A 15,342-nucleotide genomic window follows, 5' to 3' on the forward strand; every position below is an offset into this window, starting at 1 on the left:
GCATCTCGCTTTACCGAATTCAGACAAACTCCGAATGCCGGATATTTATACACGGGAGTCAGACTGCGAGTGATAAGATCCGTAGTCAAGAGGGAAACAGCCCAGACCACCAGCTAAGGTCCCCAAGTAATCGTTAAGTGGAAAAGGATGTGGCGTTGCTTAGACAACCAGGATGTTGGCTTAGAAGCAGCCATCATTTAAAGAGTGCGTAATAGCTCACTGGTCGAGTGACGCTGCGCCGAAAATGTATCGGGGCTAAACGATTCACCGAAGCTGTGGATGCATACTTTGAGTATGCGTGGTAGGAGAGCGTTCTAACAGCGTTGAAGTCAGACCGGAAGGACTGGTGGAGCGGTTAGAAGTGAGAATGCCGGTATGAGTAGCGAAACATGGGTGAGAATCCCATGCACCGTATGACTAAGGTTTCCTGAGGAAGGCTCGTCCGCTCAGGGTTAGTCGGGACCTAAGCCGAGGCCGATAGGCGTAGGCGATGGACAACAGGTTGATATTCCTGTACCACCTCCTCACCGTTTGAGAAATGGGGGGACGCAGTAGGATAGGGTAAGCACGCCGTTGGTTGCGCGTGTTCAAGCAGTAAGGCGTGTATGTAGGCAAATCCGCATACTTTAACGTTGAGCTGTGATGACGAGCTCGTATGAGCGAAGTTCCTGATTTCACACTGCCAAGAAAAGCCTCTATCGAGGTGAGAGGTGCCCGTACCGCAAACCGACACAGGTAGTCGAGGAGAGAATCCTAAGGTGTGCGAGAGAACTCTCGTTAAGGAACTCGGCAAAATGACCCCGTAACTTCGGGAGAAGGGGTGCTTCTTTGGGTGCATAGCCTAGAGAAGCCGCAGTGAATAGGCCCAGGCGACTGTTTAGCAAAAACACAGGTCTCTGCAAAACCGTAAGGTGACGTATAGGGGCTGACGCCTGCCCGGTGCTGGAAGGTTAAGAGGAGCGGTTAGCGCAAGCGAAGCTGTGAATTGAAGCCCCAGTAAACGGCGGCCGTAACTATAACGGTCCTAAGGTAGCGAAATTCCTTGTCGGGTAAGTTCCGACCCGCACGAAAGGCGTAACGATCTGGGCACTGTCTCAACGAGAGACTCGGTGAAATTATAGTACCTGTGAAGATGCAGGTTACCCGCGACAGGACGGAAAGACCCCGTGGAGCTTTACTGTAGCCTGATATTGAATTTTGGTACAACTTGTACAGGATAGGTAGGAGCCAGAGATCTCGGAGCGCCAGCTTCGAAGGAGGCGTCGGTGGGATACTACCCTGGTTGTATTGAACTTCTAACCCATGCCCCTTAGCGGGGTAGGAGACAGTGTCAGGCGGACAGTTTGACTGGGGCGGTCGCCTCCTAAAGAGTAACGGAGGCGCCCAAAGGTTCCCTCAGAATGGTTGGAAATCATTCGTAGAGTGTAAAGGCATAAGGGAGCTTGACTGCGAGACCTACAAGTCGAGCAGGGTCGAAAGACGGGCTTAGTGATCCGGTGGTTCCGCATGGAAGGGCCATCGCTCAACGGATAAAAGCTACCCCGGGGATAACAGGCTTATCTCCCCCAAGAGTCCACATCGACGGGGAGGTTTGGCACCTCGATGTCGGCTCATCGCATCCTGGGGCTGTAGTCGGTCCCAAGGGTTGGGCTGTTCGCCCATTAAAGCGGTACGCGAGCTGGGTTCAGAACGTCGTGAGACAGTTCGGTCCCTATCCGTCGTGGGCGTAGGAAATTTGAGAGGAGCTGTCCTTAGTACGAGAGGACCGGGATGGACATACCGCTGGTGTACCAGTTGTCTTGCCAAAGGCATCGCTGGGTAGCTATGTATGGACGGGATAAGTGCTGAAAGCATCTAAGCATGAAGCCCCCCTCAAGATGAGATTTCCCATTACGCAAGTAAGTAAGACCCCTGAAAGACGATCAGGTAGATAGGTTCGAGGTGGAAGTGCGGTGACGCATGCAGCTGACGAATACTAATCGGTCGAGGACTTAACCACATTTTATTGCTCAATTCAATGAAACGTTTATCCAGTTTTGAAAGAATGAAATTTCTTTTAACTAAATAATTAAGTGAAGTGATGATGGCAAAGAGGTCACACCCGTTCCCATACCGAACACGGAAGTTAAGCTCTTTAGCGCCGATGGTAGTTGGGGGCTTCCCCCTGCGAGAGTAGGACGTCGCTTCGCTTATTTTTTTTGGAGGATTAGCTCAGCTGGGAGAGCACCTGCCTTACAAGCAGGGGGTCGGCGGTTCGAGCCCGTCATCCTCCACCATTTTAATCAAGAGCCATTAGCTCAGTTGGTAGAGCATCTGACTTTTAATCAGAGGGTCGAAGGTTCGAGTCCTTCATGGCTCACCAGTTTATAATCATTATATATACTGTCAGAGTAAAAATATCTTAAGCATTTTGCGGAAGTAGTTCAGTGGTAGAACACCACCTTGCCAAGGTGGGGGTCGCGAGTTCGAACCTCGTCTTCCGCTCCAAAAATGCCGGGGTGGCGGAACTGGCAGACGCACAGGACTTAAAATCCTGCGGTGAGTGATCACCGTGCCGGTTCGATTCCGGCCCTCGGCACCATCTTTATAAATAAACAATATGCGCCCGTAGCTCAATTGGATAGAGCGTCTGACTACGGATCAGAAGGTTGTGGGTTCGACTCCTGCCGGGCGCGCCATATAACTCAACTGGATAGAGCTTACATTGCTTTAACTAGTAGAGATAACTATTGATCATGGCTACCTAGCTCAGCTGGCTAGAGCATTCGGTTCATACCCGAAAGGTCGTGGGTTCGACTCCCTCGGTAGCCATTTTAAAATTTTGGAGGTATACCCAAGTCTGGCTGAAGGGATCGGTCTTGAAAACCGACAGGCGGGTAACACCGCGCGGGGGTTCGAATCCCTCTACCTCCTCCATTTTTACTAACTGTTTATTAAAACAGGTTCAAACATAATATTGTCGCGGGGTGGAGCAGTGGTAGCTCGTCGGGCTCATAACCCGAAGGTCGCAGGTTCAAGTCCTGCCCCCGCAACCAAATGGTCCCGTGGTGTAGCGGTTAACATGCCTGCCTGTCACGCAGGAGATCGCCGGTTCGATCCCGGTCGGGACCGCCATTTATGGGTTTGTAGCTCAGTTGGTAGAGCATTAGATTGAAGCTCTAAGTGTCGGCGGTTCGATTCCGTCCAAACCCACCATATGCGGGTGTAGTTTAGTGGTAAAACCTCAGCCTTCCAAGCTGATGTTGTCGGTTCGATTCCGATCACCCGCTCCAGTTTTTAAATAGGGCCTATAGCTCAGCTGGTTAGAGCGCACGCCTGATAAGCGTGAGGTCGATGGTTCGAGTCCATTTAGGCCCACCATATATAATTATTCCGAAGTAGCTCAGTTGGTAGAGCATCCGGCTGTTAACCGGCAGGTCGCAGGTTCGAATCCTGCCTTCGGAGCCATGGCCCGTTGGTCAAGTGGTTAAGACACCGCCCTTTCACGGCGGTAACACGGGTTCGAATCCCGTACGGGTCATTTCTAAGCATGTAGCAGAAGCTGCATGCTTTTTTTATTTGTAAAGGATTTTAAATTTCTTATAGTCCTTCTCGAAATAGGATATTAGTTTAACGATATTAAGTTGTTGAAAAAAAGGGAAAAAGCGACAAATCCCAATTATAATTTTGTGTGGTCATGAAAAGGATGAACAATCCATTACTACCAAAAGATTATTTAAATACTATTCAAAAATAACTTTCTTTCTTTATTGAAAAATCTATAATGAATAAGGGAGGTTAGAAAATGAAAAAAGTATTTAGTCTATTATTAGTGTTTCTACTAACTATATCTTCGATGTTATATGCTACACCAACAAGTGCGGAACAAGTGTTTACTGATGTAACGCCAAAGCATAGTAACTATCAGGATATAGCTTTTTTATTGGATAAAGGTATTATTAGCGTCGATAAAAAGATATACGGTGTAAAGGACATTGTGACACGCGAAGAAGTGGCTGTCATGGTCGCAAAAGCTGTTGGTCTTGACGGCACACAGCGAGCTACGAAGTTTAAAGATGTTCCGAAGTCTCATAAAAACAGTGGGTATATTCAATCAGCTGTGGAGGCCGGTATCATTAACGGCTATACGGATGGTACATTTAAGCCGACGACAAAAGTGACACGTGATCATATGGCTGCATTTATTGCACGTGCATTTGATTTACCGAATGGCACGAAAACCTTTAAAGATGTGAAAAAAGGGCATACGGCATATGAAGCAGTGAGCCAATTAGCTGCAGCCAATATTACAACTGGTTATGAGGATGGTACATTTAAGCCTGCGAATAATTTAACGCGTGCTCATATTTCTGCATTTTTAGCACGTGCAGTGAAATATCAGGAAGGTTTAGGCTCAACATCTTCTAAATTGAACGTACACTTTTTAGATGTTGGACAAGGAGACTCGATTTTCGTTCAAGCACCAAATGGAAAAACAATGCTTATTGATGCAGGGACGAAAGAATACGGCAGCACGGTTGTTGCTTATTTAAAATCTAAAAATGTGAAGAAGCTTGATTACGTAGTAGCAACACATCCAGATGCCGATCATATCGGTGGATTAGCTGCAGTACTGGAAAGCTTTACGGTTGGCGAGTTTATTAACAGCGGGAAAGTCCATACAACGGTAACATATGAAAATTTACTGCAGATGGTAGTCGATAAAAAAATTCCTTATACAGAGCCGAAAGCGGGAGACTTGATTTCATTGGATTCAAATGTGAAAACTCAAGTTTTAGCTGTCAATGCACAAGCAAGTGATATGAATGATGCTTCCATCGTATTAAAACTGACGTATCAAAATATGTCTTTCTTATTGATGGGCGATGCGGATGCAGGAATCGAAGAGCAAATTGCGAAGAAATATGATGTTTCCGCAACGATTTTAAAAGCGGGTCATCACGGTTCAAGTTCAAGTAGTTCGCTTGGATTTTTACAAAAAGTAAATCCGAAAGCGGTTATTTTAAGTTATGAAGAAGGCAACAGCTATGGCCATCCTCATAAAGAAGTGCTTTCAAACATTAAAACGGTTGGTACAAAAGCTTACGCAACTGCACAGGATGGAACAATTGTTGTGACAACGAACGGTCAATCCTACTCGATTAGTGCGAAAGAGTTCATCGTGCCGAATACGACACCTGAAAATCCAAAAGGTGATGTGAATTCTGGGACATATGTCATTCCAGGAGCACCGACTGCATTTAAAAACTGTACAGAAATGCGGGTTTATTATCCGAAAGGTGTCAGCTCATCGCATCCTGCTTATGCAACAGCAAGAGACGGCGATAAAGATGGCTGGGCTTGTGAATTATAATTTACGTGAAGCAGCTTAAGTGAAATTTTGCTTAAGCTGTTTTTTATTGGGCGGTTTTATTAGAACAATGGTGCGGGATATTAGAAAAGTTGTAGGGGATATTAGATGAAACTTGGGCGATATTAGAAGTTCCGCTAACTCAAGCTGTATTGAAACATGGTTTGCGGCTGAATATGTTGAATTGTAAATGCAATCAAATTTTATTAGAACAATTGGACCGAAAATTAGAAGAAGTACGGGGGTTATTAGCTGATTGAAAGGGGATATTAGAACAAATGGTCTTCTGTCAATATTTCGGACACGCGTTAAGAGACTTTTTTGCTACCGCCCTTCGGTTGCTCTGCTTTTCATCCGTCCATGCCCTGACCAGGGCATGGGCGGATGAAAACCCTGCAAGAGAATTTTAAGAGGCACTTTGACAAACGGGCTCCTGTTGATTTCTCTCAAATTGGTTTGGTGATAAATAACCGATTGTTGAATGACGTCGTCGTTCATTGTAAAAGTTTACGATATATGACTCCACGCTCTTTCTTGCTTCTTTTTTGGATTCGAAACGGTGACGATAGATCCATTCTTTTTTGATTGTGGCGTGGAAGGATTCAATACACGCATTGTCATAGGGATCTCCTTTACGACTCATGCTAATTTTAATCCCATGTTCTTTTAAAGTTCTTGTATAGCTTGTGGCACAATATTGTGCGCCTCGATCTGAATGATGAACTAATCCCTTCTCGGGTTTTCGAACTGCTAATGCATGCTTCAAGGCTTGATCTACTAATGTTTCTTCCATATGATCTGCGATGGCCCAGCCGACGATTTTACGAGAATATAAATCCATGATTGACGCAAGATACACCCACCCCTCCAGTGTTCGGATATAAGTTATATCTGCGACCCATACTTTATTTTTCTCTTTTACTTGAAATTGACGTTTGACTAGATTCGGATAAATAAATTGATGGTGATTGGAATCCGTTGTTCGTTGAACAGTTTTCGGGATTATGGCACTTAACCCAAGGTTTCGCATCATATTCGCAATTTTCTTTTGCGAACAGACATAACCTAAACTCGCTAAGTCTTGCGCAATTCGAGGGCTACCGTATGTACCAAAACTCCTCGCATACGATCGATGAATCTGATGGGCAATTTCTGTATCACGTACTTCTTTTTCCGATAAGGGCTGTATCTGTTTTTTACGCCAATCATAATAACCGCTTTTTGAAACCATCAATACTTTACACATCATCGCAATGCCAAAGTCGTTTTTATGCTTTTCAATGAATGCATAAATCACTCGGGGTTTTTCGCGAAGATGTGCATAGCCTTTTTTAGAATTTCATTCTCTTCTTCCAAATCACGTAACTTCTTATCAAACGCTGCCTGCAACTTATCTACTTCGCTAGAAGTAAAGTAACGTGTGACATCCTGGTTTTTCGATTCACGATAATCTTTAATCCATTTATGGATCGTTGAAGACCCAATTTCAAACTTAAATGCCAGATCCGAAACTTTTGCGCCATCTTCTAAAACAGACTTTAAAATGTATTCTTTTGTTTGTGCGTCTAATCGCTTACGAGTTTGTTTTTCTTTCATCGGTTCCACGTCCTTTTTTAGATATCTTAATCTTAAAGTGTCTCTTAAGACGTGTCCATTTTTTATACTAACCTCACAAAGTTTCTGCTTATTAGAACAACTTTCAAATATATTAGAAAATCGCAACTTTATTAGAACAAATAAAAATATATTAGAATATTTCCGAACATATTAGAACATTGCGACCAACATTATAAAACGTGTATCTTTAAGTAAAGGGGAGTATGAAATGAAGCATGAATATAGAAAACACGAAAAAGAGCTGTATGGCACAAAAGCAAAACCGGTATTACTAAACGTGCCCCAACAGAAGTACATCTGTATCAAAGGTGAGGGCAATCCGAATGGAGAAGACTTTAAAAACCGTGTAGAGGCGCTGTACAGTTTAGCGTATACGATTCGCATGAGTCATAAAAACGGGTTTGCGCCAGCTGATTATTTTGAGTACATGGTCTATCCGCTTGAAGGGTTATGGGATAAAAAGAATTATGATTCCAAAGAGTTCAACCTAGATGACCTTGTGTATACGATTATGATCCGCCAGCCGGAATTTGTAGGTGAAACTATGTTCAATAATGCGATGGAAGTGGCGCGGAACAAAAAGCGTAATGAACGGTTGTCCGAAGTTTACTTTGACGAGATAACGGATGGTTTGTCGGTTCAAATGCTGCATATCGGTCCGTTTGCTACAGAGAGTGAGACGTTCTCGGTCATGCAGGAGTTTATTGCAAACAATGACTTACGTATTAAAACATTGGTGCACCGCGAAATTTATCTATCGGATCCGCGTAAAGTAACCGGTGATCGTTTAAAAACATTACTGCGCTACCGTGTAGAAAAAATTAAATGAAAAAACGAAACACCAGCAGCACGGCCGGTGTTTCGTTTTTATTACATTCTATATTACTGAACACGGGCGAACCCAAATCCTGAAGCGTAGTCATCGCCTGTAGCGGCACCGTATCCGCCTTTAATATCTACAGCTTTTGCGCGTGTTTGTAAGTTTGAGCGCAGTTGCGTGTGAGACCAAGACGGGTTTTGAGCCCAGATTTTTGCTGCTAAACCTGAAACGTGAGGTGTAGCCATCGATGTTCCGCTAATTGTATTGTAGCTGCCGTTATACCATGTAGAATAAATCGCTGAACCGGGAGCTGAAATTTCAATATCACCTTGCTGGATGACATAATCGCCATCCGTTGAAGCATACCCGCGTGAAGAGTAGTCAGCTACACGGTAAGTTCCGTTTTGCTGTACATTTTCTAATGCTGCTACAGCAATGGCATTCGGTAATGCTCCCGGATAGCCAATTGTTCCTTGTGCATAACCTGAGTTACCGGCTGCCGCAACAATAAGTACGCCTTTGCTGTATGCATAGTTGACAGCACTTGAAATTAGGCTGTTATTCGCTGAAGAACCTAATGACATGTTGATGATTGTTTTTGTACCAGTAGATGTTGCTTGATCAGCAGCATGGCGGATAGCAGCAGCAATATCATCCGAGTAGCCAGAACCGCTGTCTGTTAATACTTTGTATGCCCAAAGATCTGCCTCTGGAGCAACACCATAAACACCGCCTCGGTCGCTTCCGCCATCAGCCAATGCCGATCCGGCTACATGCGTACCATGACCGTTTCTGTCAGTACAGCTATTATTTACAACAGTTGTCGCAGTCGTAAAGTCTTTACATTGCTCCACAGTGTTGGCAAGGTCAGGGTGGGAAGTGTTTACTCCTGTATCAAGTACGGCAATATTTACGCCGCTTCCTCCAGATGTAGATGTTAATGAACTATTATTATAAATCGCTTTAATTCCCCAAGGTACTTGCTGGGAAGCTCTTGCGTAAGCTGATGCATCCGGCGTTCTATCTTCTGTTGTATAATCCTCTCCCAATTCCAAATTGATCGGATCTAATGAGACGACAGGAACTTTTGTGACTGTGAAATTTTTATTCTTTTGTAATGCCTGGAATTGCTTTTCATTCATTTCCGTTGAAAATCCGTTCTCTGTTAATTCCCAACGAGCCGAATATTGTACTTTTGCTGATTGTTTTGCAGACTGGTTGTTTGCTTCAATGTACACACGGAACTTTTCTTGGCCAACATTGTTTGTTGAATTATCTTCGCTACCTAAAGTTGCCGCATTAGCCGGACTCATTAATGATCCTGCAATCAATAGACTGAATAATGTACTCTTCACTTTTTTCATTTTCCTGACCCCTTTTCAAAGTATATTTGGATTACATATTGAATTTATCACATTACTAGTTTTTTGATTATTGGGAAAATATTAAGTATACTAGATAAACTATCCAACTATTTAAAGGGGTGTGGTATTTGAATGAAAATAGGTTCTTTAATAAAGTACTATCGTACAAAGCTGGGAATGACTCAAAATGAGGTTGCAGCGGGAATTTGCTCAATTCCACATTTAAGTAAAATCGAGAATAACAATAAAGAAGCAAACTGCGAGACAATCCGTCTACTTTTGGAACGCTTGAACGTTAATAGCCATGACGTCGAAAATAGCGAGCACCATATCATAAAGTTATTGAAAGACTTACAAAAACAGATCAATTACCTAGAAAATGAAAAAGCTATTGCGACAATGGGACTATTAAAAGATTATGAAGAGATCATTGGTTTTACAGAATCAGTCTATTTATATGAACTTTATAAATTACGTTACTACGTGTTTATTAACGATTACAAAATGGCGGAACATCAGTTGAAGTGGCTAAATGCCCACCGTCAGAATTTTTCCCAACATGAGAGATATTTACATTCTTACTATTATGCATTAGTTTTAATAACAAGGGGTAAGTATGCAGAAGCAGCTGTAGAACTAACTAATATACTTAAGACAAGCTCGGAACTTGGGTCACTGGAAGGGGAGTTTTACTATCACTTTTCGTTAATAAAAGGCCGGCTGGATGAACCGAGCCAGGCGATTCTTTATGGGAGAAAAGCACTGCATTATTATAAGGATCAGTTTAATTTTAAGCGGATTATTTATACTTCCATGTCGCTCGCTCTTTATTACGCGCAGGGGAAAGTATTCCATGAAGCAATCGAAATTTATGATCATCTCCTGAGAAATGTGGAACTGATGCAGCAACAGCAGTTACTGCCTGCTATATATCATAACCTTGGGGATTTATATCAAATGAGAGGCGAATATGAAAGAGCCCTCGTTTATTTTGAGCAAAGTGCTTCGTTAATGGAAAATAACAGCGATAACTATCTATTTTGTTTATATAATTTGGGCATGACGCAATTTCGCCTTGATCAAAAAGTAGAAAGTTTCAAAACCTTTACTATGTTAAAGGAAGAAGCAAAAAGTAAGAGAAAACTAAGTTTTAATTTATTTGCTTCTTTTTATTTATATTTGCTAGGTGGACAAGAAAAGAAAGCAATGGAATTTTTGGAGGGGAGGTTAATTCCGTTTACGGCAAACAGTGAAGAGTTTAAAGAAATGCACCAGCAGTTTTCTTATTTACTGGGCGAGTACTATAGGCAAGAAAAGAAATTTGAAAAAGCAATCCAATTCATTTAATTATAAAGGAGACGAGGAATATGAAGAAAAACGTAAAATTATCGCTATTATTATTAAGTGTGGCATTGGTGACATTGTCTATCCCAATTTATCCCCCAGTTTTATCTTAATAAAAAGCGCCATTCAGAAGCTTTATTTAAGCTGCTGGATGGCATTTTAAATTATTTCATTACCTTTGATTTCATCAAAAAAGCATAGCCTTCTGCACTCTCCAATGAAAAAGATGCGCCCTGACCTTCCATTACATCAACAAGAACTTGCATATGCTTCAAATACTCCGACTGATGCTTATCAATATAATACGGAATATCCGCAATTTCCCCGAGAAGTACAAGCTGGCTGCTAATATAGTGCCCGTCCTTTGTAAAACAGATTGGCACCGTACCATCGCAGCAACCGGAAGACTGCTCAAACACCAAGTTTCCATGCTTTGCCTTCAACAGCTCGATAACCTCAATCGCTTTTTCAGTCGCGACTAACTTTTCCATAAAGCATCCTCCTATAAAAAAGAGGATGTACTGTAAAAGCACATCCTCTAATAGTTCGCTTCTCGCTTTGGCTTAGAAGAAACCTTGAGCGTTTTTGTTGTAGCTGACTAACATACATTTTGTTTGTTGGTAGTGATCTAACATCATTAAGTGGTTTTCGCGACCGATACCTGATTTTTTATATCCGCCGAATGCAGCGTGAGCAGGATATTGGTGGTAAGTGTTTGTCCAAACACGGCCAGCTTGGATACCACGTACAGCGCGGTAAGCTGTATCCATGTTACGTGACCATACACCAGCACCTAGACCGAATTCAGTGTCGTTAGCGATTTCCATAGCTTCTTCGAAAGTAGAGAAAGTTGTTACAGAAAGAACTGGACCAAAGATCTCTTCTTGGAAGATACGCATTTTGTTGTGACCTTTGAATACTGTTGGTGCCACATAGTAGCCGCCTTCTTGGTCAGCATCTAATTGGTTTTGGTAGCCGCCGATAAGTAGCTCAGCGCCTTCTTCTTTACCGATTTCGATGTAAGATAAGATTTTTTGTAATTGCTCATTTGAAGCTTGAGCACCCATCATTACTTCTGTATCTAACGGGTTACCAATTTTGATTGCTTTAACGCGTTCTAATACACGTTCCATGAATTTGTCATAGATAGATTCGTGAACTAATGCACGTGAAGGACAAGTACAAATTTCGCCTGAGTTTAATGCGAACATTACTAAACCTTCGATAGCTTTATCCAAATACTCATCGTCATGATCCATTACGTCTGGGAAGAAGACGTTTGGTGATTTACCGCCAAGCTCTAATGTTACAGGGATAATATTCTCTGTAGCGTATTGCATAATTAAACGACCAACACCAGTAGAACCAGTGAACGCCACTTTGTTGATGCGTGGGTTCGTAGCAAGTGGTTTACCAACTTCAATACCTAAACCATTAACGACGTTGAATACGCCTTTTGGTAATAAGTCTTGAATTAATTCGATTAATACCATGATTGAAGCTGGTGTTTGTTCAGCAGGCTTCATCACGATTACGTTACCAGCTGCTAATGCCGGTGCGATTTTCCAAGAAGCCATTAATAATGGGAAGTTCCAAGGAATAATTTGACCGACAACCCCGATTGGCTCGTGGAAGTGGTATGCTACTGTATCGTTGTCGATTTCAGAAATTCCGCCTTGTTGTGCACGAATCGCACCAGCAAAGTAACGGAAATGATCCACTACTAAAGGAATATCAGCATTTAATGTTTCACGTACTGCTTTACCGTTGTCCCAAGTTTCAGCAACAGCGATTTTTTCTAAATTTTCTTCAATGCGGTCTGCAATTTTATTTAAAATATTCGCGCGGTATGCAACAGAAGTTTGTGCCCAGGCACCTTTAGCTGCATGCGCTGCGTCTAATGCTAATTCAATATCTTCTTCAGTTGAACGTGCAACTGAAGTAAATACTTTACCAGTTACAGGTGATTTAACATCTAGGTATTGTCCTTTTACAGGAGCTACCCATTCGCCACCGATAAAGTTATCGTATTTTTCTTTAAAGTTAACTACTGCACCAGCAGTATTAGGGTTTGCATAGATCATCTATTAACACCTCTATTATTGTTTTAAAGTTATAGTAACTTTATGTCCTCATTATGCAACTAAGTACGTAAAATAGCAAATGAAAATGCTTACATACTTAGTTATGTCGTTATATTTGTAAAATGAAATCGCATGGGAAAATCATTTTTAGTGAAATTGTTTATGTACTGATACAGAGGCATTAGGTAGGTGAGGTGATGAAAAAAGCGGATTAAACCTTATATCATTATAATAAGTGGTTATTATATAACAAAAATATACAGTAGAACTATGTGTATAAAAATTCATAAATATTTATAAATATTTTTTATTGTATGTTATATTTTCTATTTAATTAGTGGTTTTATAAAGTTGGAATTGTACACATTCTATTGTATTACCAGTTTAATAAGTTGTTCGCATTACGAAATAATTTAAGTTAAAATGAACGTATTCATTAAAAGGAAAGGGGAGAAATTATGCTTCTTGTATTCGTCATTGCACTTATTGGGGCACTTCTATTCTCCACGCTTTCATTTCCGATTCCATGGCTGATCGGTCCTATTTTTTCGGTGCTGGTTGCACAGTTTTTCATTAAAGATAGGCTGCGATGGCCGGCAGTTTTGCGAAATACAGGACTTGTAATCGTCGGTGTCGCAATTGGTCAGCAATTTGATTTCTCGCTATTTTCCGATTTCAAATCCTTGCTGTTTTTTATGGTCATCGTCAATGTTCTATTGTTTGCATTTTGTTTAGGGATTGCATGGGTGATTGCTCGATCAACGGGTCTTACATTTAAAACGGCCGTCGCTGCCAATGTTCCGGGTGGGTTATCCCAGCTTGTATTGTTTGCGGAAGAGGAAGGGGATGTCCATTTAACAGCGGTCACGTATTTTCATATTGTCCGTGTATTGGGGGTCGTGCTGCTCATCCCGTTTTTAGTGTCAGGTCATGTTGTTGGGGGAGCAAGTATTCCATTGACATGGGATGTATGGCAAGTGGGTCTGGTCATTTTGCTCGCTGCTGTTGCCGTCCCGCTTGGCAGAAAATTAAAGCTTCCTGTCGCGCACTTTTTAACACCGATCATCGTTGTCATCGGATTAAAATTTTTTGGAATTGAAGCACCGACAATGCCGAGTGATGTTCTTCATATTGCGCAAATTTTAATCGGTGCCTATATTGGACTGTTATTAAAGCCGGAAACATTGCGTCTTCCATTGAATGTTTTGATCGGTGGGATGGCCAGTACGGTTGCGATGATTATTCTCACATACGGCACAAGCTTACTCATTGCCCGGTATTTAGATTTGAGCTTTGCGACAAGCTTTTTAAGCACGGCACCTGGTGGACTCGATCAAATGGGGCTTTTAGCGGCTGCGGTAAAGGCAGATATTTCCGTTGTAACCGTTTTCCAGCTGTTTCGTTTGCTGTTTATATTCTTATGTGTACTACCTATTATTAAGTGGGTTTACCGAGAGCGGGAAGAGTCTCTACAACAATGAATGATAAGCCGTTTCATTAATTGTCTGTCCAGCAATCCAATCATTAATTGTGACAGGATTATCACGACATTTTAAATGGAAAAATGAGAAAAAAAGCCTGGATGCTAACCCTTTATGTCCCGATTAGGTTATACTAGAGAAAGTGATTAATTAGGAAGTAGGATTAAGAACATGCAAACGCAATCGAATCGACAGTTGTGGGCGCAAGCAGTGAAGACCGGCATTATAAAATCTAACTTAATTCCGATGATCGCGGCATTAATGCTCGCCCTGTATACGTATGAATTAAATTTTATTGATCATATTCCCGCTATTATTTATGCAATTATTGGTTCGGCAGCAGTTATAGCTGCAGCAGGTGCATATAATAACGTCTATGACCGGGATATTGATCAAATTATGCCCCGTACAAAAACTCGTCCAACCGTTACTGGAGAACTTTCTGCGAAGTTAGTGCTAATCGTTGCGACGATTTTATTAATACTAGGATGTACGGCGCTTTATTTAGCATCACCGTTAGCTGCTTTGTTAGGGTTTTTAGGTGTATTTTTCTATGTTGTCCCTTATACAATGTGGACAAAACGTCGTACAATCTGGAATACAGAAGTTGGTAGTATTTCAGGCGCTATGCCCCCACTCATTGGATGGGCAGCCGTCGCTCCGGATCTGTGGCATCCGGCTGCATGGGCGCTGTTTCTAATTATGGTCATTTGGCAAATGCCTCATTTTTATGCCATTGCCATTCGTAAAAAAGAGGATTACGCCGCGGCGAATATCCCAATGCTACCTGTAGCAAAAGGGGAAAAGCGCACATATATTCAGTCGAATATTTATCTCGTGCTGCTAATTTTATCGAGCTTTTTGTTTTTACCGCTTAGCTTAGGTTTAACAATCGTTTCACTTGTCCTTGGTGTCATTTGGCTATGCATGAGTATTGCTGCGTCAAAAAAACAAGGTGAGAAGAAGTGGGCGAATATTATGTTCGGCTATTCGCTCTTTCATATGATGGCTGTATTTGGGACAGTCTTTATTTATGCAACAGTTGGCATGATTTTAAATGCGCTTTAAAGTTGTAGAATCAAAAACTCATTCATTTTCCTATAGAGAAAATGAATGAGTTTTTTTGTTATATAGGTTAAGCACATGTATAATCTTCTTTTTTATTTAGTAATAAATACTTATATGGAATAGACTTTTCTTATATATTATAGGATTTCGTCAAAAATCAATTAAGAAACATCAAAATATTATTATTTTCTATCCGCTTGTTGAGAAATTGTGA

General features: G+C 41.7%; 10 protein-coding genes, 14 tRNA genes and 2 rRNA genes (1 of these 26 only partly in view). 21 read left to right on the forward strand and 5 right to left on the reverse strand.

The annotated features are described in order from the left end of the window. From MKY07_RS02155 to MKY07_RS02235, 17 genes are all read left to right on the forward strand, one after another. A 23S ribosomal RNA gene (locus tag MKY07_RS02155) occupies positions 1-1,999 on the forward strand; it begins 930 nt to the left of the window's first position. 74 nt (positions 2,000-2,073) lie between these two features. Beyond that, a 5S ribosomal RNA gene (rrf, locus tag MKY07_RS02160) occupies positions 2,074-2,189 on the forward strand. An 11-nt stretch (positions 2,190-2,200) separates the two neighbouring features. Then, positions 2,201-2,276 (forward strand) — tRNA-Val (locus tag MKY07_RS02165). Positions 2,277-2,286: 10 nt separating this feature from the next. Further along, a tRNA-Lys gene (locus tag MKY07_RS02170) sits at positions 2,287-2,362 on the forward strand. A 50-nt stretch (positions 2,363-2,412) separates the two neighbouring features. Further along, a tRNA-Gly gene (locus MKY07_RS02175) sits at positions 2,413-2,487 on the forward strand. Positions 2,488-2,492: 5 nt separating this feature from the next. Then, a tRNA-Leu gene (locus MKY07_RS02180) sits at positions 2,493-2,581 on the forward strand. A 20-nt stretch (positions 2,582-2,601) separates the two neighbouring features. Then, a tRNA-Arg gene (locus MKY07_RS02185) sits at positions 2,602-2,678 on the forward strand. A 59-nt stretch (positions 2,679-2,737) separates the two neighbouring features. After that, a tRNA-Met gene (locus MKY07_RS02190) sits at positions 2,738-2,811 on the forward strand. 12 nt (positions 2,812-2,823) lie between these two features. Beyond that, a tRNA-Ser gene (locus MKY07_RS02195) sits at positions 2,824-2,916 on the forward strand. A gap of 44 nt (positions 2,917-2,960) precedes the next feature. Beyond that, a tRNA-Met gene (locus MKY07_RS02200) sits at positions 2,961-3,035 on the forward strand. Between the two features lie 3 nt (positions 3,036-3,038). Further along, positions 3,039-3,114 (forward strand) — tRNA-Asp (locus MKY07_RS02205). A gap of 5 nt (positions 3,115-3,119) precedes the next feature. Next, positions 3,120-3,195: transfer RNA gene (locus tag MKY07_RS02210), tRNA-Phe, on the forward strand. 3 nt (positions 3,196-3,198) lie between these two features. Further along, a tRNA-Gly gene (locus MKY07_RS02215) sits at positions 3,199-3,272 on the forward strand. Between the two features lie 11 nt (positions 3,273-3,283). Beyond that, positions 3,284-3,360, forward strand: a tRNA-Ile gene (locus MKY07_RS02220). An 11-nt stretch (positions 3,361-3,371) separates the two neighbouring features. After that, a tRNA-Asn gene (locus MKY07_RS02225) sits at positions 3,372-3,447 on the forward strand. Position 3,448: 1 nt separating this feature from the next. Continuing rightward, positions 3,449-3,520, forward strand: a tRNA-Glu gene (locus MKY07_RS02230). Positions 3,521-3,784: 264 nt separating this feature from the next. After that, positions 3,785-5,353 carry an S-layer homology domain-containing protein gene (locus tag MKY07_RS02235; protein ID WP_339263659.1) on the forward strand — a complete coding sequence of 523 codons (1,569 nt, stop codon included), beginning with the start codon at positions 3,785-3,787 and terminating at the stop codon, positions 5,351-5,353. A gap of 403 nt (positions 5,354-5,756) precedes the next feature. Here MKY07_RS02235 and MKY07_RS02240 read toward each other — a convergent pair whose 3' ends face one another. Continuing rightward, the gene (locus tag MKY07_RS02240) at positions 5,757-6,647 is read right to left on the reverse strand and encodes an IS3 family transposase (protein WP_339263660.1); all 891 of its coding nucleotides are present in this window, start codon (positions 6,645-6,647) and stop codon (positions 5,757-5,759) included. Continuing rightward, positions 6,644-6,946 carry a transposase gene (locus MKY07_RS02245; protein ID WP_014822792.1) on the reverse strand — a complete coding sequence of 101 codons (303 nt, stop codon included), beginning with the start codon at positions 6,944-6,946 and terminating at the stop codon, positions 6,644-6,646. The genes MKY07_RS02240 and MKY07_RS02245 overlap by 4 nt, the downstream gene beginning before the upstream one ends. Positions 6,947-7,175: 229 nt before the next feature. Between MKY07_RS02245 and MKY07_RS02250 the strand changes: the two genes are divergently transcribed. Then, positions 7,176-7,796, forward strand: coding sequence for a GyrI-like domain-containing protein (locus tag MKY07_RS02250; RefSeq protein ID WP_339263661.1), 621 nt, complete (start codon positions 7,176-7,178; stop codon positions 7,794-7,796). Between the two features lie 53 nt (positions 7,797-7,849). On the opposite strand, the gene MKY07_RS02255 is transcribed toward MKY07_RS02250, so the two are convergent. Further along, entirely contained in the window at positions 7,850-9,151 is a 1,302-nt protein-coding gene (locus MKY07_RS02255) for a S8 family peptidase (RefSeq protein ID WP_339263662.1), read from the reverse strand. A gap of 132 nt (positions 9,152-9,283) precedes the next feature. Here MKY07_RS02255 and MKY07_RS02260 point away from each other — a divergent pair, with 132 nt between their 5' ends. Further along, positions 9,284-10,498, forward strand: coding sequence for a tetratricopeptide repeat protein (locus MKY07_RS02260; RefSeq protein WP_339263663.1), 1,215 nt, complete (start codon positions 9,284-9,286; stop codon positions 10,496-10,498). A 161-nt stretch (positions 10,499-10,659) separates the two neighbouring features. On the opposite strand, the gene MKY07_RS02265 is transcribed toward MKY07_RS02260, so the two are convergent. Together MKY07_RS02265 and MKY07_RS02270 are read right to left on the reverse strand one after the other, a co-directional pair. Continuing rightward, a complete protein-coding gene (locus MKY07_RS02265; protein ID WP_339263664.1) occupies positions 10,660-10,986 on the reverse strand; it encodes a DUF779 domain-containing protein in 327 nt (108 codons plus the stop codon). 72 nt (positions 10,987-11,058) lie between these two features. Next, on the reverse strand, positions 11,059-12,579 hold the full coding sequence (locus tag MKY07_RS02270; RefSeq protein WP_014824816.1) for an aldehyde dehydrogenase family protein: 1,521 nt from the start codon (positions 12,577-12,579) through the stop codon (positions 11,059-11,061). Positions 12,580-13,037: 458 nt separating this feature from the next. On the opposite strand from MKY07_RS02270, the gene MKY07_RS02275 reads away from it, so the two are divergent. Together MKY07_RS02275 and cyoE are read left to right on the forward strand one after the other, a co-directional pair. Beyond that, positions 13,038-14,060 carry an AbrB family transcriptional regulator gene (locus MKY07_RS02275; RefSeq protein ID WP_339263665.1) on the forward strand — a complete coding sequence of 341 codons (1,023 nt, stop codon included), beginning with the start codon at positions 13,038-13,040 and terminating at the stop codon, positions 14,058-14,060. A gap of 171 nt (positions 14,061-14,231) precedes the next feature. Continuing rightward, positions 14,232-15,128, forward strand: a complete 897-nt coding sequence (gene cyoE, locus MKY07_RS02280) for a heme o synthase (RefSeq protein WP_008404696.1) — start codon at positions 14,232-14,234, stop codon at positions 15,126-15,128. Positions 15,129-15,342 lie beyond the last annotated feature (214 nt).

This window comes from Solibacillus sp. FSL W7-1472 (assembly GCF_037969775.1).
Lineage (GTDB): Bacteria > Bacillota > Bacilli > Bacillales_A > Planococcaceae > Solibacillus > Solibacillus silvestris.